Raw genomic sequence first — 25,685 nt, forward strand, 5'->3', positions numbered from 1 at the left:
CGCGGGGCCCGAGCCGGGTCAGGAACGGCCGGCGAGGGCGTCGACCAACCGGCGGGCGGAGCCGGCCAGGTTCCACCGCTGGGCCAGCTCCAGCAGCCGGTCCGGGTCGGCGGGGGCGGTCGGCAGATCGGTGGGCAGGTCGGGCAGCGGCACGTCGAGCGCGACCTTGACCACCTTCGGCGCCACCGCCAGGTAGTCCCGGGCGGCGGCGAGCTTGGCGCGCAGGCCGGGGGCGAAGCCGGAATCCGGGTCGTCCAGGGCGGCCAGGATGCCGGCGATGTCACCGTAGCGGGTGACCAGCCGGGCGGCGGTCTTCTCGCCGACGCCGGGCACGCCGGGCAGGCCGTCGCTGGGGTCCCCGCGCAGCGCGGCGAAGTCGGCGTACCGGTCGGCCGGCACCCCGTAGCGGGTGCGCACCGCGGCGTCGTCGCAGTCCTCCAGCTTGGCCACGCCCCGCCCGACGTAGAGCAGCCGCACCGGGCGGGCGTCGTCGACCAGCTGGAACAGGTCGCGGTCGCCGGAGACCACCTCGACCGGCGCGGGCTGGGTGACCGACAGCGTGCCGAGCACGTCGTCGGCCTCGTAGCCGGCCGCGCCGACCGTGGTGATGCCGATGGCGTCGAGCACGTCGAGGATGACCGGCACCTGCGGGGTGAGCGTGTCCGGCACCACCTCACCGCCCTCCGGGGCGAGCCGGTGCGCCTTGTACGACGGCAGGAGCGCCACCCGCCAGTCGGGCCGCCAGTCGTGGTCGAGCGCGCAGACCATCCGGTCGGGCCGGCGGGTGCGGATCAGGGTCGCGAGCATGTCGAGGAAGCCGCGCACCGCGTTGACCGGGCTGCCGTCCTCGGCCCGGGCGGCGGACTCGGGGATGCCGAAGTAGGCCCGGAAGTAGAGGCTGGGCGAGTCGACGAGCAGGATCGGGGGTTGCTGTGCCACGTCCGACAGCCTGGCACAACCCACCGACGATCGGGGGGACGGCCCGCCCGGGTCAGCGCCGGTCGTCCGGCCGGTAGACGGTCTCCCGGCGGGCCACGTGCTGCAGGGCGTAGCTCACCACCAGCAGCAGGATCGCGGCGATCACCTCGATCCACGCGGTGGCGCCGTCGGCGACGGTCAGGCCGACGACCAGCAGCAGCAGGCCGACCAGCGCCAGCACCCCGGACCAGAGCAGCCGGCGGCGGCGCGCCGCGGCGCGGTCCCCGTCGTTGGCTGCCACCGGCACCGGTCCTTCCGTCCGTCGGCGCCCGCCCCGGACGCCTGAGCTCAGGCTATCGAGGGTCCGGCGGCGGCACGCCGGAACCGGGATGCGGCCCGGCCGGCGGCGGGCGCAGACTGCTCGACGTGGCATTCCTTCCCGGCCTGAGCCTGGCCCGCCGGTTCCACGACGTGGCGGTGGCCCCGATCCTGCGCCGCCACTGCCCGGGCCTGCGGTACGCGGCCGGACTGCTCGACGGCGGTTCGGAGCTGCTCGGCCTGGACACGGCCCGCTCGACCGACCACGACTGGGGACCCCGGGCCCAACTCTTCGTCGCGGCGCGCGACGCCGGCCGGATCCCCGAGGTACGCGCCGCGCTGGACGCCGAGCTGCCGGCGGAGTTCCTCGGCTGGCCGGCCCGGTTCGTCGGCGCGGACGCCCGGCTGGGGGTCGCCGACCGGGCCGGCACCCGGCACGGGGTGAGCGTCCACGAGCTGGGCGACTGGTGGCACGCCCGGCTGGGGTTCGACCCGGCGGCCGGGGTGGGCGTCGCGGACTGGCTGGCCACCCCCACCCAGCGGCTGGCCGAGCTGACCGGCGGCGCGGTCTTCCACGACGGCCTCGACGGCGCGCTCACCGCGGGCCGGGCGGCCCTGACGTGGTATCCGGACGACGTGTGGCGGCAGGTGCTGCGCGCCGGATGGACCCGGATCGCCCAGGCGGAGCACCTGCCGGGCCGCTGCGCCGAGGTCGGCGACGAGCTGGGCAGCCGGACCGTCACCGCCGGGCTGGCCCGGGACCTGATGCGGCTCGGCCTGCTGACCCGGCGCCGGTGGCCGCCGTACGACAAGTGGCTCGGCACGGTCTTCAGCCGGCTGCCGGACGCGGCGCCGGTGGTCGCGGCGCTGTCCGACGCGCTCGGTCCGGGAGACTGGCCGCGGCGCCAGGACGGGCTGGTGCGCGCCCTGGAGGCGGTGGCCGACTGGACCGACGCCACCGGGCTGGCCGACCCGGTGCGCGCCCGGGCCAGGCAGTTCCACCGCCGGCCCTTCCTGGTGCTGGACGCCGGTCGGGTCGCCGCCGCGCTGCGCGCCGCCATCGTCGATCCGGCGCTGCGGGAGCGTCCGCCGCTCGGCGCGGTCGACCAGTACGTGGACAGCGTCGACGTGCTGACCCATGCCCGCCGGGCCCGCCGGGTGTCCGGCGCGCTGGACTGACCCGGGTGGCGGGTCAGCGGCCGGCCGGAACCGGGACGGCGGGTTGGTCGTCGGTGTCCCGGTCGTGGTCGGTGAGGTCGCGCAGCCGGCGGACCGGGGAGAGCAGCAGCACCAGCGGCGCGCCCACGACCGCGCCGGCGAAGATCAGCAGCGTGGCCCGGGCGCCGAGGCCGACGGCCAGGGCACCGGCGACCAGCCCGCCGACCGGGATCGCGCCCCAGGAGACGAACCGGACCGTGGCCATCACCCGGGAGAGCAGGTCGGGCGGGCTGGCGATCTGCCGGTAGGTCCGGGTGGTCACGCTGAGGACGACCACCCCGACGGAGAAGACCACGTTGCCGACCGCGAAGGCCGCGTACGCCGGCCAGCCGGTGCCCAGCGGGACGACGAACGCGCCGCCAACGGCGACCACGCCGGCGATGACCAGTGCCCGGGCGGTGCCGAGGCGGGCCGTGATCCGAGGGGTGAGCGCGGCGCCGAGCAGCGAGCCGACGCCTTCGACGGCGAGCAGCACGCCGACCAGCCCGGCCGGGGCGTGCAGCTCGCGGACCAGGTAGAGCGGGTAGAGCGCGTGCTGGGCGCCGCAGACGAAGTTGATCGCGGTGGCGGCCCACATGCTGGGGCCCATCACCGGGTGGTGCGCGACGAAGCGCCAGCCCTGCCGGATCAGCTCGCCCATCGGCGGCGACCGGTCCGGCGCGTCCGCGCGGCGGGCGGGCAGGGTCCGCAGCAGCACCGCCGAGACCAGGTAGCTGACCGCGTCCAGCAGCAGGGTCGGCACCGCCCCCAGCGCCTGCACGGCGAGGCCGCCGAGCGAGGGGCCGCTGAGCTGGGAGGCCGCGTAGGTCGCGGAGGTGAGGCTGTTGCGGGCGTGCAGGTCCTCCCGCTCGACGATGCTCGGCAGGAAGGTCGAGTTGGCCACGTCGAAGAGCACGTTGGCGAAGCTGATCACCAGCGCGGTGACCACCAGGTGGGCGACCGTGAGGTGGCCCCACCACCAGGCGAGCGGGATCGACGCGACGGCCGCCGCGCGGGCCAGGTCGGCGCCGACCTGCGCGCCGCGCAGCGGCAGCCGCTGCACGATGACGCCGGCCGGTAGGCCGATCACCAGCCAGGCCACGTAGTTGGCCGCGGCGATCAGGCCCATCTCGAACGCGCTGGCGTCCAGCACGGTGAGCGCGGTCAGTGGCAGCGCCACCGCGCCGACCGCCGACCCGACCTGGCTGGTCGTGCCGGCGGTCCACCAGCGCCAGAACACCCCGGCTCGCTGCCCGACGCCCATGCCGTCCGCCCCCGTTTCAGCCGAGCCAGTGAGTTCCGAACTGAAACGGACTATAGTCGGGGGACGGATACCGGTGAAGGGGTGGGGTGTGCGGCGGGCCGACCTGGCGGACGCGGACTGCGGCATCGCGCAGGCGCTCGGCGTGCTCGGCGACTGGTGGACCTTCCTGATCGTGCGCGACGTCGCCGGCGGGACCACCCGCTTCGACCCGCTCCAGCGGGCGCTCGGGGTGAGCCGGCGGGCCCTGGCGGAGCGGCTGGCCGGGCTGGTCGAGCACGGGGTGCTCCAGCGGCGGGCGTACTCGCAGCACCCGCCGCGCTTCGACTACCTGCTCACCGCCAAGGGCGAGGCGCTGCTGCCGGTGCTGATCGCGTTGCAGAACTGGGGGACCCACCACGTGATGGGCGATGGCGACATCACCGCCACCGCGGCCGCGGACTCGGCCGAGGCGCGGCGGGTGCACGAGTTGGTCGGCCGGCGGTTGCCCGAGGTGCTGCTGCCCGGGCCGGACGGCCGGCCGGTGGCTCCGGCCGGGGACGACCGGTGGACCGTCCTCTACTTCTTCCCCGGCGCGTTCCCACCCGGGGTGCCGGCGCTGCCGCCGGGCTGGGGCGAGATCCCGGGCGCGCCGGGCTGCACGCTGGAGTCGACCACGTACGCCGCCCGGGCCGCCGACTTCCACGCCGAGGGAGCCCGGATCGTCGGGGTGAGTACGCAGCGCCCCGACCAGCTGGCCGACTTCGTGGCGTACGCCCAGCTGCCCTTCCCGCTCCTGTCCGACCAGGACGGCCGGCTCGCGGCCGGGCTGCTGCTGCCCACCTTCCGGGCCGGCGGGGTCGAGCGGTTCAAGCGGCTGACCCTGCTGGTCGACCCGCGGGCGGTGGTGCGCGCGGTGCAGTTCCCGGTGACCGACCCGGCCGGCTCGGTGGACGAGATGCTCGACCTGCTCCGCGGCCGGTCCGCCGCGGCCGGGCCGGCCGACGAGCGGGCGGTCGGGGCGGGCTGACCGCCGCCCGCCGGCGTCCGCCCGTTCCCAGGCCGGTTTGGCGGGGTACCGGGGCCCCGCCGGTGCGCGGGGCCCCGGGCGTCGGTCAGGCGGGCAGGCGCCAGACCTGGTTGGCGCCGCCGAAGCAGTCCCAGATCTGCAGCCGGGTGCCGTCGGCGGAGCTGTTGCCGGTGGCGTCGAGGCACTTGCCGGCCTGCGGGTTGCGCAGCGTGCCGTTGGCCTGGGCCTGCCAGACCTGGGCCCCGGTGCCGTTGCAGTCCCACAGCTGCACCTTGGCGCCGTTGGCGGTGGAGCCGCTGGTCACGTCGGCGCACTTGCCGAGGGCGCGCAGGGTGCCGTCGGCGCCCACCGTCCAGCGCTGCGCGTTGGTGCCGTTGCAGGTCCAGAGCTGGATCGCGGTGCCGTTGGCGGTGTTCGCCGCCGCCACGTCGACGCACTTGCCGGCGATGCCGGTGATCGGGCCGGTCCGTCCGGTCGGCGGCGGGGTGCCGCCCATGACGGTGTCGTAGATGGCGCCGACCAGCGAGGTCGAGTCGTTACGGTCCTGGGACAGCTCCCAGTTCATCATCCCGCCGGCGTTCGCCAGCGCCCACTGGGTCTTCCGCTTGACCGTCGGGACGCCGTTGTAGCACTGCTGCACGCCGCCGACCGTGGTGCAGTCCCGGTTGGCGTTGGCCGGGTCCATGCCCACCAGGGCCGAGTACGTGTGGTAGCCGGGCCGGCTGTAGAAGGGCACCCCGAGCACCGCCTTGGCGGCCGGCAGGCCGCGCGCCTTCCACCCGTTGACGGCGTTGATCGACCAGTCGTAGTTGGCGTGCGGGCTGCCCCCGTCGTACGCCATGATGTTCAGCCAGTCGACGTGGCCGAACACGGCGGTCGGCACGCCCTGCACGTAGTAGCCCTCGGACACCACGGCCGCGGTGAGCAGCTTGCCGCGGGGGCGCAGGGCGCCGCTGAGCTGCTGCATCAGCAGGCTGTAGTTGTTCGCCGACGCGCCCGGGTCGGGGTACTCCCAGTCCATGTCGACGCCGTCCAGGTTGTACTGGTTGACGAAGGTGACCACGTTGTTGACGAACGCGGTGCGGGTGCCGGCGTTGGCGGCGAGCGCCTCGAACGCGGAGTCGTCGCCGTCGTTCCAGCCGCCGATGGCGATCGACACCTTGACGTTGTTGCCATGCCCGAGCGAGACCAGCTGGGACAGCTTGCCCGGGTTCTCCACCGGGCGCAGGCTGCCGTCGGCGTTGGGCAGCACGAACGCGTAGTTGATGTGGGTGAGCTTGGCGTACTGGACGCCGGTGACGCTGCCGCTCCACGACGGCAGGTAGCCGACGCTCTTGAAGTTGTTCGGCAGCACCGCGGCGGCGGCCGGGGACGGTGCGGCGAGGGTCAGGCCGGCGCCGGCGGTGACCAGCGCGAGCAGGCCGGCGGCGAGGGCCGACCGGGGACGGGGACGTGGTGAGGACATCGCGGGCCTTCCCGTGGGCGGGCGGTGGCGACCGTACGCCGTACCGGTGCCCGGCGGGCCGGGCGCCGGCGCGGCGTACGGAAGGGAGGGTGCGCATCCTCGGCGGAGCCCAAATCCTAAAGAGTGTTAACGGATTGCGTCAACGATGGTTCTCGATGAATGAGAGAGCGCTTTCCCGGATGTGGGGCGACTGAGGCGCCGCCCGAACGAGCGTTAAGCTGGCCGGGTGGGAACCGACGAGCTGTACCCGCCGGACCGGCTGGCCGCCGCGCAGCGCGCCACCGCCGCCGCCGGCCTGGACGCGCTGCTGCTGACCCCCGGCTCCGACCTGCGTTACCTCACCGGCTACGACGCGCACGCGGGGGAGCGGCTGACCTGCCTGGTGCTGCCCGCCGAGGGCGAGCCGACGCTGATCGTGCCCACCCTGGAGCGTCCCGCCGCCGAGGCGTCGCCGGCCCCGGCCACCGGGGTGCGGATCGTCGACCACGCCGACGGCACCGACCCGTACCCGCTGGTGACCGCCGCCCTCGACGGGCCGGTGGCGGCGGTCGGGCTGGCCGACCGGATGTGGGCCGAGCAGGTGCTCGCGCTGCGCGCCGCGCTGCCCGGCGCCACCCAGCGGCTCGCCGGCGAGGTGCTGCGCGAGCTGCGGATCCGCAAGTCTCCGGCGGAGGTCGCCGCGCTCGCCGAGGCCGGCGCCGCGATCGACGCGGTGCACCAGCGGATGGGGGACTGGCTGCGCCCGGGGCGCACCGAGTCCGAGGTGGCCATCGACATCGCCGCGGCGATCCGCGCCGCCGGGCACGTCACCGTGGACTTCGTCATCGTCGCCGCCGGGCCGAACGGCGCCAGCCCGCACCACGGCACCTCCGACCGCCCGATCGGGGCCGGTGAGCCGGTGGTGGTGGACATCGGCGGCACCATGCCGTCGGGCTACCGCTCCGACTGCACCCGCACCTACGTCGCCGGCGGCCCGGCCCCGGCCGAGTTCACCGAGTACTACGCGGTGCTGCACGCTGCCCAGCGCGCGGCGGTAGCCGCGGTGCGCCCCGGGATCACCGCCGAGGCGGTCGACGCCGCCGCCCGCGAGCCGATCGCCGCCGCCGGCTTCGGCCCCGCGTTCCTGCACCGGACCGGGCACGGCATCGGCCTGGACGGGCACGAGGAGCCGTACGTGGTGGCCGGCAACCCCCGGCCGCTGGAGCCCGGCATGGCGTTCTCCATCGAACCCGGCATCTACCTCGCGGGCCGACACGGCGCCCGGATCGAGGACATCGTCGTCTGCACGACGGACGGCGTCCACCGGCTCAACACCACCCCCACGGAGCTCATCGCGCTATGACAGTCGACCGGATCCTCCCCACCGACGAGGCCCACGACCTGCTGGACCTCGCCACCGAACTCGCCGACCGGGAGCTCGCGCCGCGGGCCGCCGGGTTCGAGGAGCGCGCCGAGTTCCCCCGCGAGGTGCTGCGCACCCTCGGCCGGGCCGGCCTGCTCGGCCTGCCCTACCCGGAGGAGCACGGCGGCGCCGCGCAGCCGTACGAGGTCTACCTCCAGGTGCTGGAGATCCTGGCCAGCCGCTGGCTCGCGGTCGCCGAGGCGGTCAGCGTGCACACCCTGTCCTGCTACCCGGTGGCCGCCTTCGGCAGCGACGAACAGCGCAAGCTGCTGCCCGACATGATCGGCGGCGAGCTGCTCGGGGCGTACTGCCTCTCCGAGCCCCAGGGTGGCTCGGACGCCGCCGCGCTGAGCACCCGGGCGGTCCGCGACGGCGACGCGTACGTGGTCTCCGGCACCAAGGCGTGGATCACCCACGCCCGGGTGGCCGACTTCTACAACATCTTCTGCCGCACCGGCGGGCCCGGCCCGAAGGGCATCTCCTGCCTGCTCGCCGACCGCGGCACGCCCGGCATCCACCCGCAGGCGGCCGAGCGGACGATGGGGCTGCACGCCTCCCCGGTGGCGCAGATCGCCTTCGACGACGCCCGGGTCCCGGCCGACCGGCTGATCGGCGGTGAGGGGATGGGCTTCACCATCGCGATGTCCGCCCTGGACTCCGGCCGGCTGGGCATCGCCGCGTGCGCCGTGGGGCTGGCCCAGGCGGCGCTGGACTACGCGGTCGGCTACGCCAAGGAGCGGCGGCAGTTCGGCCAGGCCATCATCGACTTCCAGGGGCTCGGGTTCAACCTCGCCGACCTGGCCACCCAGATCTCCGCGGCCCGGGCGCTGACGCTGGCCGCGGCCCGGCTGCGCGACGCCGGCCGGCCGTACTCGATCGAGGCGGCCAAGGCGAAGCTCTTCGCCACCGACGTGGCGATGCGGGTGACCACCGACGCGGTGCAGGTGCTCGGTGGCGCGGGCTACGTGGCCGACCACCCGGTGGAGCGGTACATGCGGGAGGCGAAGGTGCTGCAGATCGTCGAGGGCACCAACCAGATCCAGCGGCTGGTGATCTCCCGCGCCCTGGCCAAGGGCTGACCCGGTCGACCGTGGGTGGCGGCGCCGGTGCGGTGGGTCGACCGTACCGGCACCGGCGCGGCCGTCCGGCGGCCGCGTCGTCGCCGTCCGGCGGTTTTCCCGGTAGGTTGCACGCCGTGGAGGAGATCGACCGCGCCATCGTCGCAGCACTGACCGCTGACGGCCGGCTGTCGTACACGGATCTGGCGGAGAAGGTGGGCCTGTCGGTCTCCGCCGTGCACCAGCGGGTGCGCCGGCTGGAGCAGCGCGGGGTGATCAAGGGGTACGCCGCGCGGGTCTCCTTCGAGGCGCTGGACCTGCCGCTGACCGCGTTCGTGGCGATCCGGCCGTTCGACCCGTCGCAGCCGGACGACGCGCCGGAGCGGCTGGCCCACCTGCCGGAGATCGACTCCTGCTACTCCGTGGCGGGGGAGGACTTCTACCTGCTGCTGGTGCGGGTCGCCAGCCCGGCGGACCTGGAGCGGGTGCTCCAGGAGATCCGCACCGCGGCGAACGTCACCACCCGGACCACTGTGGTGCTCTCCACCCCGTACGAGGGGCGGCCGCCGAAGGTCAGTGCCGAACTCCCGACGCGGGCACGGTCCCGGGTGCCGGGAGAGGTGGCTGGTTCCAACGCCGGATGACCTGCCGGCCGTGCTCGTGGCCGAGGGTGCTGACCGTGGCGGTGTCCAGGCGCAGCCGACCGCCGGCGGCGGGGGGCAGGCCGATCCAGCGGGCGCCGGCCACCCGGAGGCTGTGCCCGTGCGCGACCAGCGCCACGTGACCCTTGTCGAGCAGCGGAGTGACCCGGGCGAGTACCCGGTCGAGCCGGGCGCCCACCTGCTCGGGTGACTCGCCGCCGGGGCAGCCGTCGGTCCACAGGTACCAGTGCGGGTGGTCGCCGCGGATGTCGGCGCTGGTGCGGCCCTCGTACTCGCCGTAGTTCCACTCGGCGAGGTCGTCGTCGGTCGCGGTGACGGTGAGGCCGGCCAGTTGGGCGGTGCGTACCGCGCGCTGCCGGGGGCTGCTCAGCACCGCGACGAACCGCCGGTCGGCCAGGAACGCGCCGACCATCCGGGCCTGTCGCTCGCCGTCCGGGGTGAGCGCCAGGTCGGTGTACGAGGTGTGCCGGTGACTCGCGCTCCAGGTGGTCTCGCCGTGCCGGATCAGCAGGATCTCGCCCATTCGTCCAGTTAACCAGTCACCGGTCTCCCTCGTTCACCTAGTGTCCTAGGACGGCCTAGTGGGTGTGCGGTGGGCGACCCACGTTTCCGCTCACCGGGCCCGGGCATGCTCCGGATCGAGGGGCCCGTCCGGCCCCTGATCGGCCGGAGCAGAGGAGGCGACATGGGCTTCACCGACAAGGCGAAGAGCAAGGTCGAGCAGCTGACCGGCGCCGCCAAGGAGCGGATCGGCGACGTGACCGAAAACCAGCGGATGCGCGGGGAGGGCGGCTCGCAGCAGCGCGACGCCCAGACCCGGCAGGCCGGTGAGCAGGCCAAGGAGGCCGGTAAGAAGCTGCGGGACGCCTTCACCAGGTGACCCCGCCCGGCGTGGCGGCCCCCGGCGTCATGCCGGGGGCCGCCACGCGTTCAGGGGTGGAAGCCGGCACCGAGCGCCCGGCCGCGGCCAGCGGCACGGGCGGGGCCGCCCGGTCCGGGGTTGATCCACTCCGGTTCCGGGATGTCGCGGTGTCGACGGGGCTCCGATACCGCGATGTGCGGGCAGGGGAGTGGATCAACCCGCCAGGCCGGCGTTCGCGGGACGGCAGAGACGGGTCACCCCCGCCGTCGGGTGGTGACGGCGGGGGTGACGGGACGCGCGGCGGTCAGTCGTTGCGGTGGTCGGCCCACCACTGCTGGCCGGACTCCGGCAGGGTGTCGATCGGGTCGTAGTAGGCGTAGCGCTTGTTCAACGCCTCCAGGTCGGCCGACTCGATGCTGGTGCGGTAGTTCTTGGTCCAGTACGAGATGCCGCGTTCGCGGTCGTACTCGGTGAGCATGTGCACCCAGCGCTTGCCGACGAAGGGGACGTCGCAGACGATCCGCGGGGTGGCGTAGCCGGGCAGGTAGCCCATGATGTCGTGCTGGAGCTGCTGGGCGTGCCAGACCGGGACCCGCCAGTGCTCGGCGTTGGGGATCATGTCGCACATGTAGAAGTAGTACGGCAGGATGCCCGCCTCGCCCTGCAGGGCGAAGCAGAGGTCGAGCAGCTCCTTGCTGGTGGCGTTGACGCCGCGCATGAGCACGCCCTGGTTGCGTACGTCGCGGACGCCGACGTCGAGGGCGGTCTGGGCGGCCTTGGCGACCAGCGGGGTGAGCGACTGGGCGTGGTTGACGTGGGTGTGGATGGCGAGGTTGACGCCGCGGCGGGCGGCGGTGCGGGCGACGCGTTCGAGGCCCTCGACGACGTCGGCCTGGAGCCAGTGCTGCGGCAGGCCCATGAGGGCCTTGGTGGCGAGCCGGATGTCGCGGATGGTCTCGATCTCGAGCAGCCGCATCAGGTAGGACTCGAGGTTGCGCCAGGGCACGTTGGCCACGTCGCCGCCGGAGACGACGACGTCGCGGACGCCGGGGTGGGCCTTGAGGTAGGTGATGTGGGCGTCGTAGCGGTCGACGGGCTTGAGGGTGAGCTTGAGCTTGTCGACGGCGGGGGTCGAGTTGCCGACCAGGTCCATCCGGGTGCAGTGGCCGCAGTACTGCGGGCAGGTGGAGAGCAGTTCGGCGAGGACCTTGGTGGGGTAGCGGTGGGTGAGGCCCTCGGCGACCCACATGTCGTGTTCGTGCAGCGAGTCGCGGCTGGCGTAGGGGTGTGAGGGCCAGTCGGTGCGCCGGTCGGAGGCGACCGGGATCATGTAGCGCCGCACGGGGTCGGCGAGGAACGCCTCGGTGCTCATCGGCGCGAACGGGACCATGGTGTTGAGCATCTGCGGCGGCACCAGCATCGACATGGTGGCCAGGGCTGCCTGGTCGGCGGCGAGGTCGTCGTAGAAGGTCTCGTCGACGAGGTCACCGAGGACGGCGCGCAGTTGCTTGATGTTCTTGACGCAGTTGACGCGCTGCCACTGGGCGGATTCCCACTGCTCGCGGGTGACGTGGCGCCAGCCGGGGAAGCGGGTCCAGTCGGGTTCGACCAGGGGTGCGCGGCGGTATTCGTAGGGCTGTCCGGCGGTGGGGACGGTGGCCGGCGCGGGGCGGGGCGCTGGGATGGTCTGCACCGGTTGGGTCTGGGTCACGGCCCCTCCTCGTACGTGCGATGATCGGCGGCCTCGAAGGCTACTGGAAAATATCCGGTGAAGAAATTAGTCTGCCGGAAGTTTTCCCGCTACGCGAGCCCTGACCGGGGGTTCGGGCGGTTGGACAGGGGAGGTCGGCGTGACGTCACCGGTGGGTCTGCACCGCGTTGTGGAACCGGCGGGGGTGCTGCCGCAGGCGGCGTGGCGGCTGGACGCGTCCCCGGAGATCGCGCCGAACGAGGTGCGGATCCGGGTGGAGCGGCTGAACCTGGACGCGGCGAGCTTCCGGCAGCTGTGGGAGAAGCACGGCGGCGACGGCGACGCGGTACGCGCCGAGGTGCTGGAGATCGTCTCCACCCGGGGGAAGATGCAGAACCCGGTGACCGGGTCGGGCGGGATGCTGATCGGCACGGTGGAGGAGGCCGGGCGGCGCTCGCCGCTGGGGCTGAAGCCGGGGGAGCGGGTGGCGACCCTGGTGTCGCTGACGCTGACCCCGCTGGTGATCACCGACGGGTTGGCCCGGTGGGACGGGCGCAGCGAGCAGGTGCCCTGTGACGGGTACGCGGTGCTGTTCGCCCGGTCGATCGCCGCGGTGCTGCCCGATGACCTGGACCCGCAGCTGTCCCTCGCCGTGCTGGACGTGTGCGGGGCGCCGGCGCTGACCGCGCGGGTGGTGGCGCGGTACGTGACCGACCGGGCGCGCGAGGGGGACGCCCGGCCGGTCAGCGTGGCGGTGATCGGTGGGGCGGGCAAGAGCGGGTCGCTGTCGTTGGCGGCGGCGCGGCGGGCGGGCGCCGCCCGTACGGTCGGGGTGGTGCCGGTGGCGGCGGAGCGGGACACGCTGACGGCGGCCGGCCTGGCCGACGCGGTGGCGCTGGCCGACGCCCGGGATCCGGTGGCGTTGTCGCAGGCGGTCACGACGGCGCTGGGGGTGCCGGCGGACGTGACGGTGGTCTGCGTGGACGTGCCGGGTTGTGAGCATGGGGCGGTGCTGGCGACCGCTGACGGCGGCACGGTGATCTTCTTTTCGATGGCGACGAGTTTCTCGGCGGCGGCGTTGGGCGCGGAGGGTCTGGCGGCGGACGTGACGATGCTGGTGGGCAACGGCTACGTGCCGGGGCACGCGGAGTTGGCGTTGGGTCTGCTGCGGGGCGAGCCGGGGGTCCGGGCGCTGTTCGAGTCGCGGCTGGCGGCAGACTGAGTGCCATGACGAACCCCTCGACCCTGTACCGCGGTGGGCTGCTGCACTGCCCGGCCGATCCGAGCGCGACGGCCCTGCTGGTCGCGGACGGCAAGATCACCTGGCTGGGGACGGACGCGGACGCGCCCGGCGCGGACCGGGTGGTGGACCTGGACGGGGCGTTGGTGACCCCGGCGTTCGTGGACGCGCACGTGCACGCCACGGACACGGGTCTGGCGCTGTCGGGGTTGGACCTGTCGGGGGTGCGGTCGGCGGGGGAGCTGCTGGACGCGGTGGCCGGGTTCGCGGCGGGTCTGCCGGCGGACGCGGTGGTGCTGGGGCACGGCTGGGACGAGTCGGCGTGGCCGGTGTCGGGGTTGCCGGACGCGGGGGAGTTGGACCGGGCGGCCGGTGGCCGGCGGGTGTACCTGTCGCAGGCGTCGATCCATTCGGCGTTGGTGTCGCGGGCGCTGCTGGCGGCGTGTCCGGAGGCGGCGGCCGCGGCCGGGTACGACGGGTCGGGGTGGCTGCGCCGGGACGCGCACCATGTGGTGCGGGCGGCGGCGTTCGCGTCGGTGACCCGGGCGCAGCGGGTGGCCGCGCAGCGGCGGGCGTTGGCGCACGCGGCGTCGTTGGGTATCGCGGCGGTGCACGAGTGCGGTGGGCCGGAGATCTCCGACGAGGAGGACTTCACCGGGCTGCTGGGGATCTCCGGTGCGGGGTTGCCGGAGGTGTACGGCTACTGGGGTGAGCTGGGTGGCGCGGCGCGGGCGCGGGAGTTGGGCGCGGTGGGCGCCGGTGGTGACCTGTTCGCCGACGGGGCGTTGGGGTCGCGGACGGCGCACGTGTCGGGGGAGTACCTGGACGGCGACGGCGGCTGCGGGCACGGCTACCTGAGCGTGGAGCAGGTGCGTGACCATCTGGTGGACTGCGCGGCGCACGGGTTGCAGGGCGGGTTCCACGCGATCGGGGACGCGGCGATCGGCACGGTGCTGGCGGGGTTCGCGGCGGCGGCCGAGCGGGTGGGCACGGATCGGTTGCGGGCGGCCCGGCACCGGGTGGAGCACGCGGAGATCATGAACAAGCGGTTGATCGCCGGGTTTGTGGAGTTCGGGATCGTGGCGAGCATGCAGCCGGCGTTCGACCGGTTGTGGGGCGGCGCGGGCCGGATGTACGAGTCGCGGTTGGGCCTGGACCGGTCGTTGGCGTCGAACCCGATGGGGTCGATGCACGCGGTCGGGGTGGCGTTGGCGTTCGGGTCGGATTCGCCGGTGACGCCGCTGGACCCGTGGGGTTCGGTGCGGGCGGCGGCGGCGCATCACAACCCGGCGCAGCGGATGAGTGAGCGGGCGGCGTTCGCGGCGCACACCCGGGGTGGTTGGCGGGCGGTGCACCTGGACAACGAGGGGGTGCTGGCGCTGGGCGCGCCGGCGACGTTCGCGGTGTGGTCGACGCCGGCGGGGGTGGACCGGGGGTTGCCGGTGTTGCAGGCCGACGACCCGGAGACGCGGGGTCCGCAGGATCCGACGCCGTTGCCGGTGTGCCGGCGCACGGTGCTGCGCGGTGAGGTGATCTATGAGGAAGGGTCTGCGTGAGCGAGCGAACCATCGGTACGGCGCGGGTGGCGCCGGCGCCGGGCGTGGCGGGGTGACGGCGTGACGGGCAAGCTTGACCTGGATCCGGCGCTGGTGGCGCGGGCGCGGGAGTTGGCGCGTCGCGCCGGGCAGCCGGTGGTGGAGCTGGCGCGCAGCCACACCACGGTGTCGGTGGAGCGGGCGGTGTTGCGGCTGGCCGGGGTGACCGGCGCGGACCCGGACGGCATTCCGTGGGTGAACCGGCTCGTCGACGCGGTGGTCGCCGACGTGGGGTTGGGGCACGGGGTGGCGGGGCCGGTGTTCGACGCCCTCGCGCGGGAGCAGATCAGCGACGTCACGTTGCTGGCGCAGAAGGCCGCGGCCGGGTCGGTGCGGTTCCAGCAGCCGACCGGGAAGGCGGCCACCGCGGCGCGGCGGGCGGCGCGGAAGGCGGTCGCCGCGGGCATCCGGCGGATCGACCGGCGGCGGGCCGAGCGGGAGCGGCTGGTGAAGCGGTACGGGGATCCGCGGCGGCGGCCGTGGATCTACCTGATCGTGGCGACCGGTGACATCTACGAGGACATTCCGCAGGCGCAGGCGGCGGCGCGGGCGGGCGCGGACGTGATCGCGGTGATCCGGTCGACGGGTCAGTCCCTGTTGGACTACGTGCCGGAGGGGGCGACCCGGGAGGGGTTCGCCGGCACGTACGCCACGCAGGAGAACTTCCGGTTGATGCGGGCGGCGTTGGACGTGTCGTCGAAGGAGCTGGGCCGGTACGTGCGGCTGACGAACTACGCGTCGGGGCTGTGCATGCCGGAGATGGCGACCCTGGCGGGCCTGGAACGCCTGGACATGATGTTGAACGACTCGATGTACGGGATCCTGTTCCGTGACATCAACCCGGTGCGCACCTTCGTGGACCAGCGGTTCTCCCGGCAGGTGCACGCCCGGGCGGGGATCATCATCAACACCGGGGAGGACAACTACCTCACCACCGCCGACGCGGTGGAGGAGGCGCACACGGTGACGGTGTCGCAGCTGCTCAACGAGTACTTCGCGCACGAGGCGGGGCTGGCGGACTGGCAGTTGGGGCTGGGGCACGCGTTCGAGATCAACCCGGATCTGCCGGAGTCGTTCCGGTTGGAGTTGGCGCACGCGCTGCTGGCCCGGGAGTTGTTCCCGGACGCGCCGTTGAAGTGGATGCCGCCGACGAAGCACATGACCGGGGACGTGTTCCGCGGCAACCTGCTGGACGGGTTCTTCAACCTGGTGGGCACGATGACCGGGCAGGGCATCCTGCTGGTCGGGATGATGACCGAGGCGGTGGTGACGCCGTGGTTGTCCGACCGGGACATCGCGTTGCAGAACGTGCGCTACGTGCTGGGCGCGGCTGGCGGGTTGCACGAGGACTTCGTGCCGGCGCCGGGCGGGTTCATCCAGCAGCGGGCGAACCGGGTGCTGGGCGAGGCGGTGGAGCTGTTGGAGCGCATCGGTGAGCAGTCGCTGTTGACCGCGATCGCCGAGGGCACGTTCGGGATCATGAAGCGGCCGGCGGACCGGGGCAAGGGTCTGGACGGGGTGGCCCGGCACGAGGCGGACTACTACAACCCGGCCACCGAGATCCTGGAAGGGGACGCGGCGTGAGCGGCGTCGAGGTCGGCGCGGCGGCGCCCGGCGGCGGGGCCGCCGAGAAGAAGATCGTCCGGCCGTACGGGGACACCACCGGTGACGGCATGGTGCAGGTGTCGTTCACGTTGCCGGTGCCGCACGACAAGCGGGCCGAGGGCGCGGCGGTGCAGTTGGCGAACAAGATGGGCATCGACCCGGCGATGCTGGTGCACGCCAAGCAGATGGGTGACGGGTTCACCTTCTTCGTGGTGTACGGGCGGGTGAACCACCTGGTGGATCTGGCCGCGGTGCAGGTGGTGGAGCGGGACTTTCCGCTGCTGAGCGCCAAGGAGGTCAACGCGGTGGTGAAGCAGCGGTTGCGGCGCAAGCTGTCGGTGGTGGGGGCGTGCATCGGCACGGACGCGCACACGGTCGGCATCGACGCGATCCTCAACGTCAAGGGCATCGCCGGGGAGAAGGGCCTGGAGTACTACCGGGAGTTGAAGGTCGCCAATCTGGGCGCGCAGGTCAGCGTGCCGGAGTTGGTGGAGGCGGCGCGGGTGGAGAAGGCCGACGCGGTGCTGGTGTCGCAGGTGGTCACCCAGCGCGACGCGCACCTGCACAACACCCGGGAGATGTCCGCGGCGTTCCGGGAGGCGATGCCGGCCGGGAAGCGGCCGCTGCTGATCGTCGGCGGGCCGCGGTTCGACGAGACGATGACCGAGGAGCTGGGGGTGGACCGGATCTTCGGCCGGGGCACCACCCCGGGCGAGGTGGCCAGCTACCTGGTACACGCGCTGATCACGAACAGGAAGGCGGCGAGGGCATGACTGATTCCCGGGTCGGGTTGACCGTGACGCACCGGCGGTACGTGCCGTACTCGCACGCCCACTACGCCGGGAACCTGGTCGACGGGGCGTACGCGCTGGGGCTGTTCGGGGACGTGGCCACGGAGGTGTGCATCCGCACCGACGGCGACGAGGGGTTGTTCGCGTCCTACTCGGACGTGCAGTTCACGGCGCCGATGAAGGCCGGGGACGTGTTGGAGGTGACCGCGACGGTGACCCGGGTGGGTACCCGCAGCCGCACCATCGACTTCGTCGCCCGGGTGGTGTGCCGGGGCCGCCCGGACCGGGGCGAGTCGGCGGCGGAGGTGCTCGCCGAGCCGATCGTGGCGGTCACCGCGACCGGCACGGTGGTCGTGCCCGCCGCGTCGTGACCCTGGCGGTCTGCGCCGACGTCGGGTCCACGTACACGAAGGTGGCGGTGGTGGACCTGGACGCGGCGGCGCTGGTCGCGGCGGCGTCGGCGCCGACCACGGTGGGCACGGACGTGCTGCACGGCCTGGACGCGGCGGTCGCCGCGGCCACCGCCGGGCGCCGGGCGCGGGACGCGCCGTGGTACGTGTGCTCGTCGGCCGGGGGTGGGCTGCGGCTGGCGGTGGTCGGCTACGAGCAGTTGGTGACCGCGCAGGCCGGCCGGCGGGTCGGCCTGTCGGCGGGCGCGAACGTGGTGCACGTGGCCGCCGGGCGGCTGGGGGCGGCGGAGCTGACCGGGTTGCGGGCGGCCCGCCCGGACGTGGTGCTGCTGGTCGGCGGCACCGACGGCGGGGACGCCGACACGCTGACCCACAACGCGACCCGGCTGGCCCGGGCCCGCTGGCGGCGGCCGGTGGTGCTGGCCGGCAACGTCGACGTGCGCGACGAGTTGCACGCCCTGCTCGCCGGGGCGGGGGTGCCGGTCACCGTGGCGGAGAACGTGCTGCCGCGGATCGGGGTGTTGGCGCCGGCGGGTGCCCGGGCGGCGATCCGGGAGGTGTTCCTGCGGCACGTCATCGGCGGCAAGCGGCTGTCGCGGGGGTCGCGGTTCGCGCGGCTGGTGCGCGCGGCCACCCCGGACGCGGTGCTGACCGGGGTGGAGGTCCTCGCCGACGCGACCGGTGGGGACCTGGCGGTGGTGGACGTGGGTGGGGCGACCACCGACGTGTACTCGGTGCTCACCCCGGACGAGCGGGACAGCGGGCCGGGCCGGGAGGTCGCCGGCACGCTGTGGCGGGCCCGCACCGTGGAGGGGGACCTGGGCATGCGGTGGTCCGCGCCGGGGGTGGTGCGGGCCGCCGCGGAGGAGCGGCTGCTCGACCCCGGTGAGCAGGAGACGTTGGCGGCGGCCGCGGCGGCGCGGGCCGCCGAGCCGGGCCTGCTGGCCGCGACCGACGCGGAGCGGGCCGCCGACCGGCGGATCGCCGCGCTGGCCGCGACGGTGGCGTTGCGCCGGCACGCCCGTGGCGGCGCCACCGGGGAACGCGGTGGGCGGGATCTGCGGGACGTGCGGCTGCTGGTGGGCTCGGGCGGGGTGCTGCGGCACGCCCCGGCCGACGACGCGGAGCGGGTGCTCGCGGCGGCGTTGACCGACCACGCCGGCGGGTGGCCGCTGCCGCGGGCGGCGCGGCCGGTGGTGGACGTGGACTACGTGCTGGCCGCCGGTGGGCTGCTCGCCGGCGACCATCCGCAGGTGGCGGCGGCGTTGCTGCGCCGGCACCTGGCCGTCGACTGAGGACGGCGCTGCCGGTGGCCCGGGCCGGCGCCGCCGGTCCGGCGGGCAGCTCCTCCCGCCGGACCGGTCGCGGGTCGCGTCACAGCGATCCGGTGCGCCACGGCCCGGTGATGGCGAACGTGATGCCGGGGCTCTGGGCGTTGACGAACAGCCAGTTGCCGTTCTTCGGTTCGAACGTCGACCCGCACCACTCCGAGCCGGAGTAGTTGCCGGCGGCGACGGTCTTGCCGGGCACCCCGCCGGCGGGAATCACCACCTGGTTCAGGGCGAACGGGAAGATCACCCCGTCGGTGGTGAGGCCGTGCAGGTACTCGCCGGAGTCACCGTCCTCGCACAGCACGATGCCGCCGCGGGGGCTGACGCAGATGTTGTCGGGGTTGTTCAGCACCGCCGCGTCGGGGGAGGCGAACAGCACCCGCATCCGCTCGGCGGCCGGGTCGTACTCGAAGACCTGTCCCTGACCGGCGGGGCCGCCGCTGGTGGAGACGATGTAGATCCGCTCGTTGCCGTACCAGGCGCCCTCCAGGCGGCGGAACACCGCGGCGCCGAGGGCCGCGCCCTGCAGGGCGGGGCGGGTTTCGCCGGGGGCGTAGTCCGGGTTGGGGATGTCCACCCAGGTCAGGTCCCGGTACTCGACGCCCGTGCCGTCGCCGTAGGTGGAGTAGGACGAGCCGTCGGCGGTGGGGACGACCAGCATCTGCAGCACCCCGCCGGTGGACAGCTCGCCCGGGGTGTGCGGCAGGTACCGGTACAGGCCGGAGGGGGTGGCGTCCTCGGTGAGGTAGACGATGCCGGTGCGCGGGTCGACGGCCACGGCCTCGTGGCTGAACCGGCCCATCTGCTTGAGCGGGCGGGGGTCGCCCTTGCCGGTGTGCGGGACTTCGAAGACGTAGCCGTGGCGGGTGCCGTCGGGCCCGATCTCGGTGGTCTCCTCACAGGTGAGCCAGGTGCCCCAGGGGGTCGGGCCGCCAGCGCAGTTGCGGATGGTGCCGCCCAGGCTCGCCCAGGAGCCGGTGAACTCGCCCGCGTCGGGGTCGAACACGACGGTGGTGGTGCCGCCGGTGGCCGCCGGGTTGTAGGCGGGGGTGGTGAAGGCGCCGGTGTAGCCGCCGCGTTCGTGGTTGCGGACCAGGGAGATCCGGCCGTCGGGGCGGCGGAAGGCGGCCATGCCGTCGTGCGCGCCCGGGGTGGGGATGCCGTCGGACATCGGGTCGCCGGTCCAGCCGTAGCTGAGGTACTCGAAGCCGCGGGGCAAGCGCAGCAGCTCCAGCCCGGTGCTGTGGTCCTTCACCGGGTACAGCGGCCCGTAGTCCGGGCTGGCGGGCAGTTTCGCCATCGGGGCGGCGCCGGCGGTACGGGCGCCGAGAGCGTCGAGCGGGCCGAGCGCGGCCAGCGCCGCGGCGGTGACTCCGCCGCGGAGCACGTTGCGCCGGTCCAGGCCGGAACGGGGGACTGCGGTCACGGTTACCTCCTGGGTTCCACACGTGGTCGCACCGACGCTAGGAGCGGCCGGTGCCGGCCGTCACCCGCTGCGACATGAATCTGCGCTGAACGGACGTCGCCGCCGGCGCCGTGCCGTCGACTGAGGACGCCCGGCGCGACACGCCGAAGCGCGACACACGACAGGCCGGGGGTGGGTTGACAGCGCCCGGGGGGCAGCACGTACCGTCTTTGAGTCCTACCACGGGAAGCGGCTGCTGTTCGCTTCGTCCCTTCGTCCGCTGGCCGAGCGACCTGCTTCGGTCGCGGCGGCCAGGTCCAGCGGGCGGGGGTCGGCGGGGCGGCGCGAACCGGCCGCGGTTACCGGTGTACGGGCAGGGTGAGGTGCACGGCCAGTAGACAACGGCCCGGCGGGGGCAGCCAGTCCGCGTCCGGTCGGTCCGAAGGTCGGCGTGCCACATCCTCGCCCCACCGGCCGGGAAGGGCCTGGGAGCATCGGGGCGCGGCGTGAGCCGCGCCCCGATTTCGTGTCCCGGTCAGCGCTTCGTGGGGCGGGCGCGCACGTGCAGCCGTTCACCCTGCGGCCCGAACAGGGTGAGCAGTTCGGTGGGCTCGGGCCCGGGGTTGAGCACGCAGTGCGGCACCCGGGTGTCGAACTCGGCGACCTCGCCCGGCTGGAGGATCAGGTCGTGCTCGCCGAGCAGCAGCCGCACCCGGCCGGAGAGCACGTACAGCCACTCGTAGCCCTCGTGGGTCTGCTGTTCGGGTTCGGCGGGGGCGTTGGGGGGCAGGATCTGCTTGAACGCCTGCAGACCGCCCGGGCGGCGGGTCAGCGGCACGAACGTCACCCCGTGCCGGACGATGGGGCGGGCGTGCACCCGGGGGTCGCCGGTCTCCGGCGCGCCGACCAGCTCGTCCAGCGGCACCTGGTGGGCGCGGGCCAGCGGCAGCAGCAGTTCCAGGGTGGGCCGGCGTTGCCCCGACTCCAGCCGGGACAGGGTGCTCACCGAGATGCCGGTGGTCGCTGCCAGATCGGTCAGGGTCGTGCCACGCTGCTTGCGCAGGGCCCGCAGCCGGGGCCCCACCGCCGCCAGCACCGCCGCCTCGTCGTTTGCCATAACAGCAACGTTACTTGTCGAATCCGCGACGCCGGTGGAGCGTGGTGACCCGCACGAGGCGACGAGGGGGAGCAGATGGACGACAGGTACGACGTGGTGGTGGTCGGCGGCGGCGCCGCCGGGCTGGCCGGGGCGCTGGCGCTGGGCCGGGCCCGCCGCTCGGTGCTGGTGGTCGACGCCGGTGAGCCACGCAACGCGCCCGCCGAGCACATGCACAACTACCTGGGCCGCGACGGCACCGCCCCGGGTGAGCTGCTGGCGGCGGGCCGGGCGGAGGTCACCGGGTACGGCGGGCGGATCGTGTCCGGCCGGGTGCTGTCCGCCGCCCGCGACGGGGCGGAGTTCACCGTCACCCTCGACGACGGGCGTACGGTGCGGGCGCGGCGGCTGCTGGTCGCCACCGGGCTGGTCGACGAGCTGCCCGAGGTGCCGGGGCTGGCGCAGCGGTGGGGCCGGGACGTGCTGCACTGCCCGTACTGCCACGGCTGGGAGGTCCGCGACCGGCGGATCGGGGTGCTGGCCACCGGGCCGTTCGGGGTGCACCAGGCGCAGCTGTGGCGGCAGTGGAGCGAGCACGTGCTGCTCGTGCTGCACGGCGCGGCGGCGCCCGGGGCCGAGGAGACCGAGCAGCTGGCCGCGCGGGCCATCCCGGTGGTGGACGGGCCGGTCGCCGGGCTGGAGGTGACCGGGGACGCGCTGACCGGGGTGCGGTTGGCCTCCGGTGAGCTGGTCGAGCTGGACGCGCTGGTGGTCGCGCCGCGGTTCACCGCCCGCGCCGGGCTGCTGACCTCGCTGGGCCTGGAGCCGGTCGAGGTGGAGATGGGCGGGCACGTGTTCGGCAGCCAGATCCCCGCCGACGCCAACGGCGCCACCGCGGTGCCGGGGGTGTGGGTGGCCGGCAACGTCGCCGACGTACGCGCCCAGGTGATCACCTCGGCGGGGGCCGGCCTGACCGCCGGCGCGGCGATCAACGCCGACCTGGTCGCCGAGGACACCCGCGCCGCGGTGGCCGACTACCGGCACCGGCGGGAAACCATGTTCACCGAGGCCGCCTGGGAGGAGCGCTACCGGTCCCGGCCGGCGGTGTGGAGCGGGCGACCCAACCCGCAGCTGATCGCCGAGGCGACGCAGCTGCCGCCGGGGCGGGCGCTGGACGTCGGCGCCGGCGAGGGCGCCGACGCGGTCTGGCTGGCCGGGCGGGGGTGGCAGGTGACCGCGGTGGACATCTCCGCCACCGCGCTGGAGCGGGCCGCCGGGCACGCCGACACCGCCGGGGCGGCCGTCGCCGGGCGGATCGAGTGGGTGCACGCCGACCTGCTGGCGAAGCCGCCCGCCGCGGACTCCTACGACCTGGTGTCGGCGCAGTTCATGCAGCTGCCGCCGGAGCAGCGGCAGGAGATGTTCGCCCGGCTGGCCGCCGCGGTGGCCCCCGGCGGCACCCTGCTCATCGTCGGGCACCACCCGTCGGACCTGCGCGCCAGCGCCCACCGCCTGCACTTCCCGGAGATGATGTTCACCGCCGAGGAGGTGGTGGCGGCGCTGGACCCGGCCCGCTGGCAGGTGCTGGCCGCCGAGACGCGGCCCCGGACGATGGTGAACCCGGAGGGGCGGGAGATCACCATCCACGACGCCGTCCTGGTCGCCCGTCGGCGCTGACCCCGGCGGCGACCGGCCCCGGCTCCGGGATCCGGTCCGCCCCGTCGCCGCCCTGGCGTCCGAGCCCGCTCCGTCGCCGCCCTGGTGTCCGGTTCCGGCCCGGCGGCGGGACCGGACGCCGCCGGCCGGCCCGGACCCTGGGACGGCGGGTGGGGTGCGGGTGCTGCCTCACCCGCCCGGTCGCCGGGCGCGGAAACGCGGCGTCGGGCGGGTAGCCTTCAGCACCGTGATCGAGATGAGGCGCCGGTGACGACCCTGGACTCCACGCACGCCGAGCCGGCCGCCCGGCCGGCCGCCGCGGCCCGCCCGCTGCCGCTGCGGGTGGCCGCGCCGCTGGCGATCGCCGCCGGTGTGGCGCTGCTGCTGGCGTTCCCCCCGTACGGGGTGTGGCCGCTGGCGCCGGTCGGGGTGGCGCTGCTGGCCGCCGTGGCGCACCGGCGGCGGCTGCGCGCCGGCGCCGGCCTGGGCTTCCTCACCGGGGTGGCGCTGTTCGCGCCGCTGCTGTCCTGGACGAACCTGCACACCGGCTACCTGCCGTGGGTGCTGCTGTCCCTGCTGCAGGCCGGCTACCTGGCGCTGCTCGGCGCCGCCACGGCGTGGGTGTCCCCGCTGGCCGACCGGTGGCGGTGGGCGTGGCCGGCGCTGACCGGCCTGCTCTGGGTGGGGCAGGAGGCGCTGCGGGACCGCACCCCGTTCGGCGGGTTCCCGTGGGGACGGCTGGCGTTCAGCCAGGACACCTCGCCGCTGCTGCGGCTGGCCGCGTTGGGCGGGGCGCCGCTGGTGACGTTCGCGGTGGCGCTGGCCGGTGGGCTGCTGGTGGCCGCGGCGTGGCGGCGCCCCGACGTGCGGCGGTGGTGGGCGCCGGCCGCCGCGCTGACCGCCGGCGCGGTCGCCGTGGTCGCCGCCGGGCTGCTGGTGCCGGTCGGCGCGGCCGGCGGCGGACCCGCCGTCACGGTGGCGATCGTGCAGGGCAACGTGCCCCGGCTCGGGCTGGACTTCAACGCCCAGCGGCAGGCGGTGCTGAACAACCACGTCGACGCCACCATCGAACTGGCCGCCCGGGTGGCCGACGGCCAGCAGCGGCAACCGGACCTGGTGGTGTGGCCGGAAAACTCCAGCGACATCGACCCGCTGCGCAACCCCGCCGCCGGAGCGCGGATCTCCGCGGCCGCCGACGCGATCCGGGCGCCGATCCTGGTCGGCGCGGTGCTGCTCGGCCCGCAGCCCGGGCAGGTCCGCAACGCCGGCATCCTGTGGCGCCCCGGTGCCGGCCCCGACCTGGAGCAGCTCTACACCAAGCGGCACCCGGTGCCGTTCGCCGAGTACGTGCCACTGCGCGACCTCGCCCGGATGGTCAGCAAGCAGGTCGACCGGGTCCGCAACGACTTCGTGCCGGGCAGCGAGCCGGGCGTGCTGCGCGCCGGGCCGACGGTGCTCGGCGACGTGATCTGCTTCGAGGTCGCCTACGACGAGGTGGTCCGCGACACCGTCACCGGCGGCGCTCAGCTGCTGGTGGTGCAGACCAACAACGCCACCTTCGACGTCGCCGAGGCCCGCCAGCAGCTGGCCATGGTGCGGCTGCGCGCCGTGGAGCACGGCCGGCCGGCGTTGATGGCCTCCACGGTCGGAGTGTCCGGGTTCGTCTCCCCGTACGGGCGGGTAAGCGACGCCACCGGGTTCAACACCCGCGCCGTCGTGGTCCGGCAGCTGACCCTCGCCGACGGGCGGACCCTGGCCACCCGGGTCGGGCTGTGGCCGGAGGCGGCGCTGACCGCCCTGGCGGTGGCGGCCCTGGCCGGCGCGGCGGTGCTGCGCCGGCGGCGCGTCGGGTAGCGGCCAGCCGGCCCCGGGCGGCGGAAGGGGGTGACAGTGCGGTGGTGGGCGAGGCGACCGACGTCCGACGGTCGGGCCCGGGTGCGCCCGGGCTGGGGCGGGTGCTGGTGGTGATCCCGACCTTCAACGAGGCCGAGAACGTCACCCGGATCGTGGCTCGGGTGCGTCGGGTCGCGCCCGAGGTGGAGGTCCTCGTCGCCGACGACAACAGCCCCGACGGCACCGGCGCCATCGCCGCCGCCCTCGCCGGCGCCGACCCGCGGGTGCACGTGCTGCACCGCGACGGCAAGCGCGGCCTCGGCGCGGCCTACCTGGCCGGCTTCGACTGGGCCCGGCGGCGCGGCTTCGACGCGGTGGTGGAGATGGACGCCGACGGCTCGCACGCCCCCGAGGACCTGCCGGCGCTGCTGGCGGCCGCCCGGGACGCGGACGTGGTGATCGGGTCGCGGTGGACCCGTGGGGGGCGGGTGGTGAACTGGCCGCTGCGGCGGCTGCTGCTGTCGCGCTGCGGCAACCTGTACGCGCGGCTGGCGTTGGGCATGCCGGTCTCCGACGCCACCGGCGGCTACCGGGTGTACCGGCTCGACGCGCTGCGCCGGCTGGACCTGGCGTCGGTCTGCTCGCAGGGGTACTCGTTCCAGGTGGAGTTGTCCCGGCTGGCGCACCGGGCCGGGGCGCGGATCGTCGAGGTGCCGATCACCTTCGCCGAGCGGGAGCGCGGCAGCAGCAAGATGAGCCCGTTGATCGTGGCCGAGGCGCTGTGGCGGATCACCGGCTGGGCGGTGCAGGACCGCCGGCTGGCGGTGCGGCGTGGCCTGTACGGCACCCCGACCGGTCAGGTGCGGTGGCCCTGAGCGTGG

The 25,685-nt window shown here is 74.7% G+C and carries 23 protein-coding genes; 15 read left to right on the top strand and 8 right to left on the bottom strand.

Going from position 1 to position 25,685, the window contains the following annotated elements:
- Nucleotides 1-18: 18 nt before the first annotated feature.
- Both GA0070609_RS11320 and GA0070609_RS11325 read right to left on the bottom strand, forming a co-directional pair.
- Nucleotides 19-948 (bottom strand): 5'-3' exonuclease, encoded by a 930-nt coding sequence (locus GA0070609_RS11320; protein ID WP_408630662.1) that lies wholly within the window; start codon nt 946-948, stop codon nt 19-21.
- 43 nt (nt 949-991) lie between these two features.
- Nucleotides 992-1,219: a hypothetical protein gene (locus GA0070609_RS11325; protein WP_088997660.1), complete on the bottom strand. Its 228-nt coding sequence runs from the start codon at nt 1,217-1,219 to the stop codon at nt 992-994.
- A 125-nt stretch (nt 1,220-1,344) separates the two neighbouring features.
- Between GA0070609_RS11325 and GA0070609_RS11330 the strand changes: the two genes are divergently transcribed.
- Nucleotides 1,345-2,415, top strand: a complete 1,071-nt coding sequence (locus GA0070609_RS11330; protein ID WP_088993774.1) for a DUF4037 domain-containing protein — start codon at nt 1,345-1,347, stop codon at nt 2,413-2,415.
- A 13-nt stretch (nt 2,416-2,428) separates the two neighbouring features.
- Here the strand turns inward: GA0070609_RS11330 and GA0070609_RS11335 are convergent, their stop codons facing one another.
- Nucleotides 2,429-3,697 (bottom strand): MFS transporter, encoded by a 1,269-nt coding sequence (locus GA0070609_RS11335; RefSeq protein ID WP_088993775.1) that lies wholly within the window; start codon nt 3,695-3,697, stop codon nt 2,429-2,431.
- Between the two features lie 88 nt (nt 3,698-3,785).
- Here GA0070609_RS11335 and GA0070609_RS11340 point away from each other — a divergent pair, with 88 nt between their 5' ends.
- Nucleotides 3,786-4,703 carry a winged helix-turn-helix transcriptional regulator gene (locus GA0070609_RS11340; RefSeq protein WP_088993776.1) on the top strand — a complete coding sequence of 306 codons (918 nt, stop codon included), beginning with the start codon at nt 3,786-3,788 and terminating at the stop codon, nt 4,701-4,703.
- An 85-nt stretch (nt 4,704-4,788) separates the two neighbouring features.
- On the opposite strand, the gene GA0070609_RS11345 is transcribed toward GA0070609_RS11340, so the two are convergent.
- Complete coding sequence (locus GA0070609_RS11345; RefSeq protein ID WP_088993777.1) at nt 4,789-6,168, bottom strand: glycosyl hydrolase family 18 protein; 1,380 nt, start codon at nt 6,166-6,168, stop codon at nt 4,789-4,791.
- 226 nt (nt 6,169-6,394) lie between these two features.
- Here GA0070609_RS11345 and GA0070609_RS11350 point away from each other — a divergent pair, with 226 nt between their 5' ends.
- From GA0070609_RS11350 to GA0070609_RS11360, 3 genes are all read left to right on the top strand, one after another.
- Nucleotides 6,395-7,510 (top strand): M24 family metallopeptidase, encoded by a 1,116-nt coding sequence (locus GA0070609_RS11350; protein WP_088993778.1) that lies wholly within the window; start codon nt 6,395-6,397, stop codon nt 7,508-7,510.
- Nucleotides 7,507-8,649: an acyl-CoA dehydrogenase family protein gene (locus GA0070609_RS11355; protein ID WP_088993779.1), complete on the top strand. Its 1,143-nt coding sequence runs from the start codon at nt 7,507-7,509 to the stop codon at nt 8,647-8,649. The genes GA0070609_RS11350 and GA0070609_RS11355 overlap by 4 nt, the downstream gene beginning before the upstream one ends.
- 116 nt (nt 8,650-8,765) lie before the next feature.
- On the top strand, nt 8,766-9,272 hold the full coding sequence (locus GA0070609_RS11360) for an Lrp/AsnC family transcriptional regulator (RefSeq protein WP_088993780.1): 507 nt from the start codon (nt 8,766-8,768) through the stop codon (nt 9,270-9,272).
- Here the strand turns inward: GA0070609_RS11360 and GA0070609_RS11365 are convergent.
- Entirely contained in the window at nt 9,202-9,813 is a 612-nt protein-coding gene (locus GA0070609_RS11365) for a histidine phosphatase family protein (RefSeq protein ID WP_088993781.1), read from the bottom strand. The genes GA0070609_RS11360 and GA0070609_RS11365 overlap by 71 nt on opposite strands.
- Before the next feature lie 162 nt (nt 9,814-9,975).
- Between GA0070609_RS11365 and GA0070609_RS11370 the strand changes: the two genes are divergently transcribed.
- Complete coding sequence (locus tag GA0070609_RS11370; protein WP_088993782.1) at nt 9,976-10,170, top strand: CsbD family protein; 195 nt, start codon at nt 9,976-9,978, stop codon at nt 10,168-10,170.
- 286 nt (nt 10,171-10,456) lie between these two features.
- Here the strand turns inward: GA0070609_RS11370 and GA0070609_RS11375 are convergent, their stop codons facing one another.
- A complete protein-coding gene (locus GA0070609_RS11375) occupies nt 10,457-11,863 on the bottom strand; it encodes a KamA family radical SAM protein (RefSeq protein ID WP_088993783.1) in 1,407 nt (468 codons plus the stop codon).
- A 139-nt stretch (nt 11,864-12,002) separates the two neighbouring features.
- Here GA0070609_RS11375 and kdd point away from each other — a divergent pair, with 139 nt between their 5' ends.
- From kdd to GA0070609_RS11405, 6 genes are read left to right on the top strand one after another with little or no spacing between them, the layout of a single operon-like run.
- Nucleotides 12,003-13,064 carry an L-erythro-3,5-diaminohexanoate dehydrogenase gene (gene kdd / locus GA0070609_RS11380; protein ID WP_088993784.1) on the top strand — a complete coding sequence of 354 codons (1,062 nt, stop codon included), beginning with the start codon at nt 12,003-12,005 and terminating at the stop codon, nt 13,062-13,064.
- Between the two features lie 5 nt (nt 13,065-13,069).
- On the top strand, nt 13,070-14,638 hold the full coding sequence (locus tag GA0070609_RS11385) for an amidohydrolase (RefSeq protein WP_088993785.1): 1,569 nt from the start codon (nt 13,070-13,072) through the stop codon (nt 14,636-14,638).
- 60 nt (nt 14,639-14,698) lie between these two features.
- Nucleotides 14,699-16,261, top strand: coding sequence for a lysine 5,6-aminomutase subunit alpha (kamD, locus tag GA0070609_RS11390; RefSeq protein ID WP_088993786.1), 1,563 nt, complete (start codon nt 14,699-14,701; stop codon nt 16,259-16,261).
- Nucleotides 16,258-17,055: a lysine 5,6-aminomutase subunit beta gene (gene kamE / locus GA0070609_RS11395; protein WP_088993787.1), complete on the top strand. Its 798-nt coding sequence runs from the start codon at nt 16,258-16,260 to the stop codon at nt 17,053-17,055. Before kamD ends, kamE begins: the two co-directional genes overlap by 4 nt.
- Nucleotides 17,052-17,444, top strand: coding sequence for a 3-aminobutyryl-CoA ammonia lyase (gene kal, locus GA0070609_RS11400; protein WP_088993788.1), 393 nt, complete (start codon nt 17,052-17,054; stop codon nt 17,442-17,444). Before kamE ends, kal begins: the two co-directional genes overlap by 4 nt.
- A complete protein-coding gene (locus GA0070609_RS11405; protein WP_088993789.1) occupies nt 17,441-18,778 on the top strand; it encodes a glutamate mutase L in 1,338 nt (445 codons plus the stop codon). The genes kal and GA0070609_RS11405 overlap by 4 nt, the downstream gene beginning before the upstream one ends.
- A gap of 79 nt (nt 18,779-18,857) precedes the next feature.
- Here the strand turns inward: GA0070609_RS11405 and GA0070609_RS11410 are convergent, their stop codons facing one another.
- Nucleotides 18,858-20,240: an alkaline phosphatase PhoX gene (locus GA0070609_RS11410; protein ID WP_088993790.1), complete on the bottom strand. Its 1,383-nt coding sequence runs from the start codon at nt 20,238-20,240 to the stop codon at nt 18,858-18,860.
- 514 nt (nt 20,241-20,754) lie between these two features.
- Nucleotides 20,755-21,336: a helix-turn-helix domain-containing protein gene (locus tag GA0070609_RS11415; protein ID WP_088993791.1), complete on the bottom strand. Its 582-nt coding sequence runs from the start codon at nt 21,334-21,336 to the stop codon at nt 20,755-20,757.
- Nucleotides 21,337-21,411: 75 nt separating this feature from the next.
- Between GA0070609_RS11415 and GA0070609_RS11420 the strand changes: the two genes are divergently transcribed.
- The 3 genes from GA0070609_RS11420 (at nt 21,412) to GA0070609_RS11430 (ending at nt 25,679) form a co-directional block, all read left to right on the top strand.
- Nucleotides 21,412-22,992, top strand: coding sequence for a bifunctional NAD(P)/FAD-dependent oxidoreductase/class I SAM-dependent methyltransferase (locus tag GA0070609_RS11420; protein ID WP_088993792.1), 1,581 nt, complete (start codon nt 21,412-21,414; stop codon nt 22,990-22,992).
- A gap of 246 nt (nt 22,993-23,238) precedes the next feature.
- Complete coding sequence (gene lnt, locus GA0070609_RS11425; RefSeq protein ID WP_088993793.1) at nt 23,239-24,825, top strand: apolipoprotein N-acyltransferase; 1,587 nt, start codon at nt 23,239-23,241, stop codon at nt 24,823-24,825.
- Nucleotides 24,826-24,869: 44 nt separating this feature from the next.
- Entirely contained in the window at nt 24,870-25,679 is an 810-nt protein-coding gene (locus tag GA0070609_RS11430) for a polyprenol monophosphomannose synthase (protein ID WP_088997661.1), read from the top strand.
- The last annotated feature ends 6 nt before the right edge of the window (nt 25,680-25,685 follow it).

Source organism: Micromonospora echinaurantiaca (assembly GCF_900090235.1).
Lineage (GTDB): Bacteria > Actinomycetota > Actinomycetes > Mycobacteriales > Micromonosporaceae > Micromonospora > Micromonospora echinaurantiaca.

Excerpts from the sequence above, each read along its gene's own strand:
- GA0070609_RS11335 (WP_088993775.1), bottom strand. The coding sequence starts at position 3,697 with ATGGGCGTCGGGCAGCGAGCCGGGGTGTTCTGGCGCTGGTGGACCGCC.
- GA0070609_RS11420 (WP_088993792.1), top strand. The coding sequence starts at position 21,412 with ATGGACGACAGGTACGACGTGGTGGTGGTCGGCGGCGGCGCCGCCGGG.
- GA0070609_RS11355 (WP_088993779.1), top strand. The coding sequence starts at position 7,507 with ATGACAGTCGACCGGATCCTCCCCACCGACGAGGCCCACGACCTGCTG.
- GA0070609_RS11365 (WP_088993781.1), bottom strand. The coding sequence starts at position 9,813 with ATGGGCGAGATCCTGCTGATCCGGCACGGCGAGACCACCTGGAGCGCG.
- GA0070609_RS11385 (WP_088993785.1), top strand. The coding sequence starts at position 13,070 with ATGACGAACCCCTCGACCCTGTACCGCGGTGGGCTGCTGCACTGCCCG.
- kal (WP_088993788.1), top strand. The coding sequence starts at position 17,052 with ATGACTGATTCCCGGGTCGGGTTGACCGTGACGCACCGGCGGTACGTG.
- GA0070609_RS11415 (WP_088993791.1), bottom strand. The coding sequence starts at position 21,336 with ATGGCAAACGACGAGGCGGCGGTGCTGGCGGCGGTGGGGCCCCGGCTG.
- GA0070609_RS11345 (WP_088993777.1), bottom strand. The coding sequence starts at position 6,168 with ATGTCCTCACCACGTCCCCGTCCCCGGTCGGCCCTCGCCGCCGGCCTG.
- GA0070609_RS11370 (WP_088993782.1), top strand. The coding sequence starts at position 9,976 with ATGGGCTTCACCGACAAGGCGAAGAGCAAGGTCGAGCAGCTGACCGGC.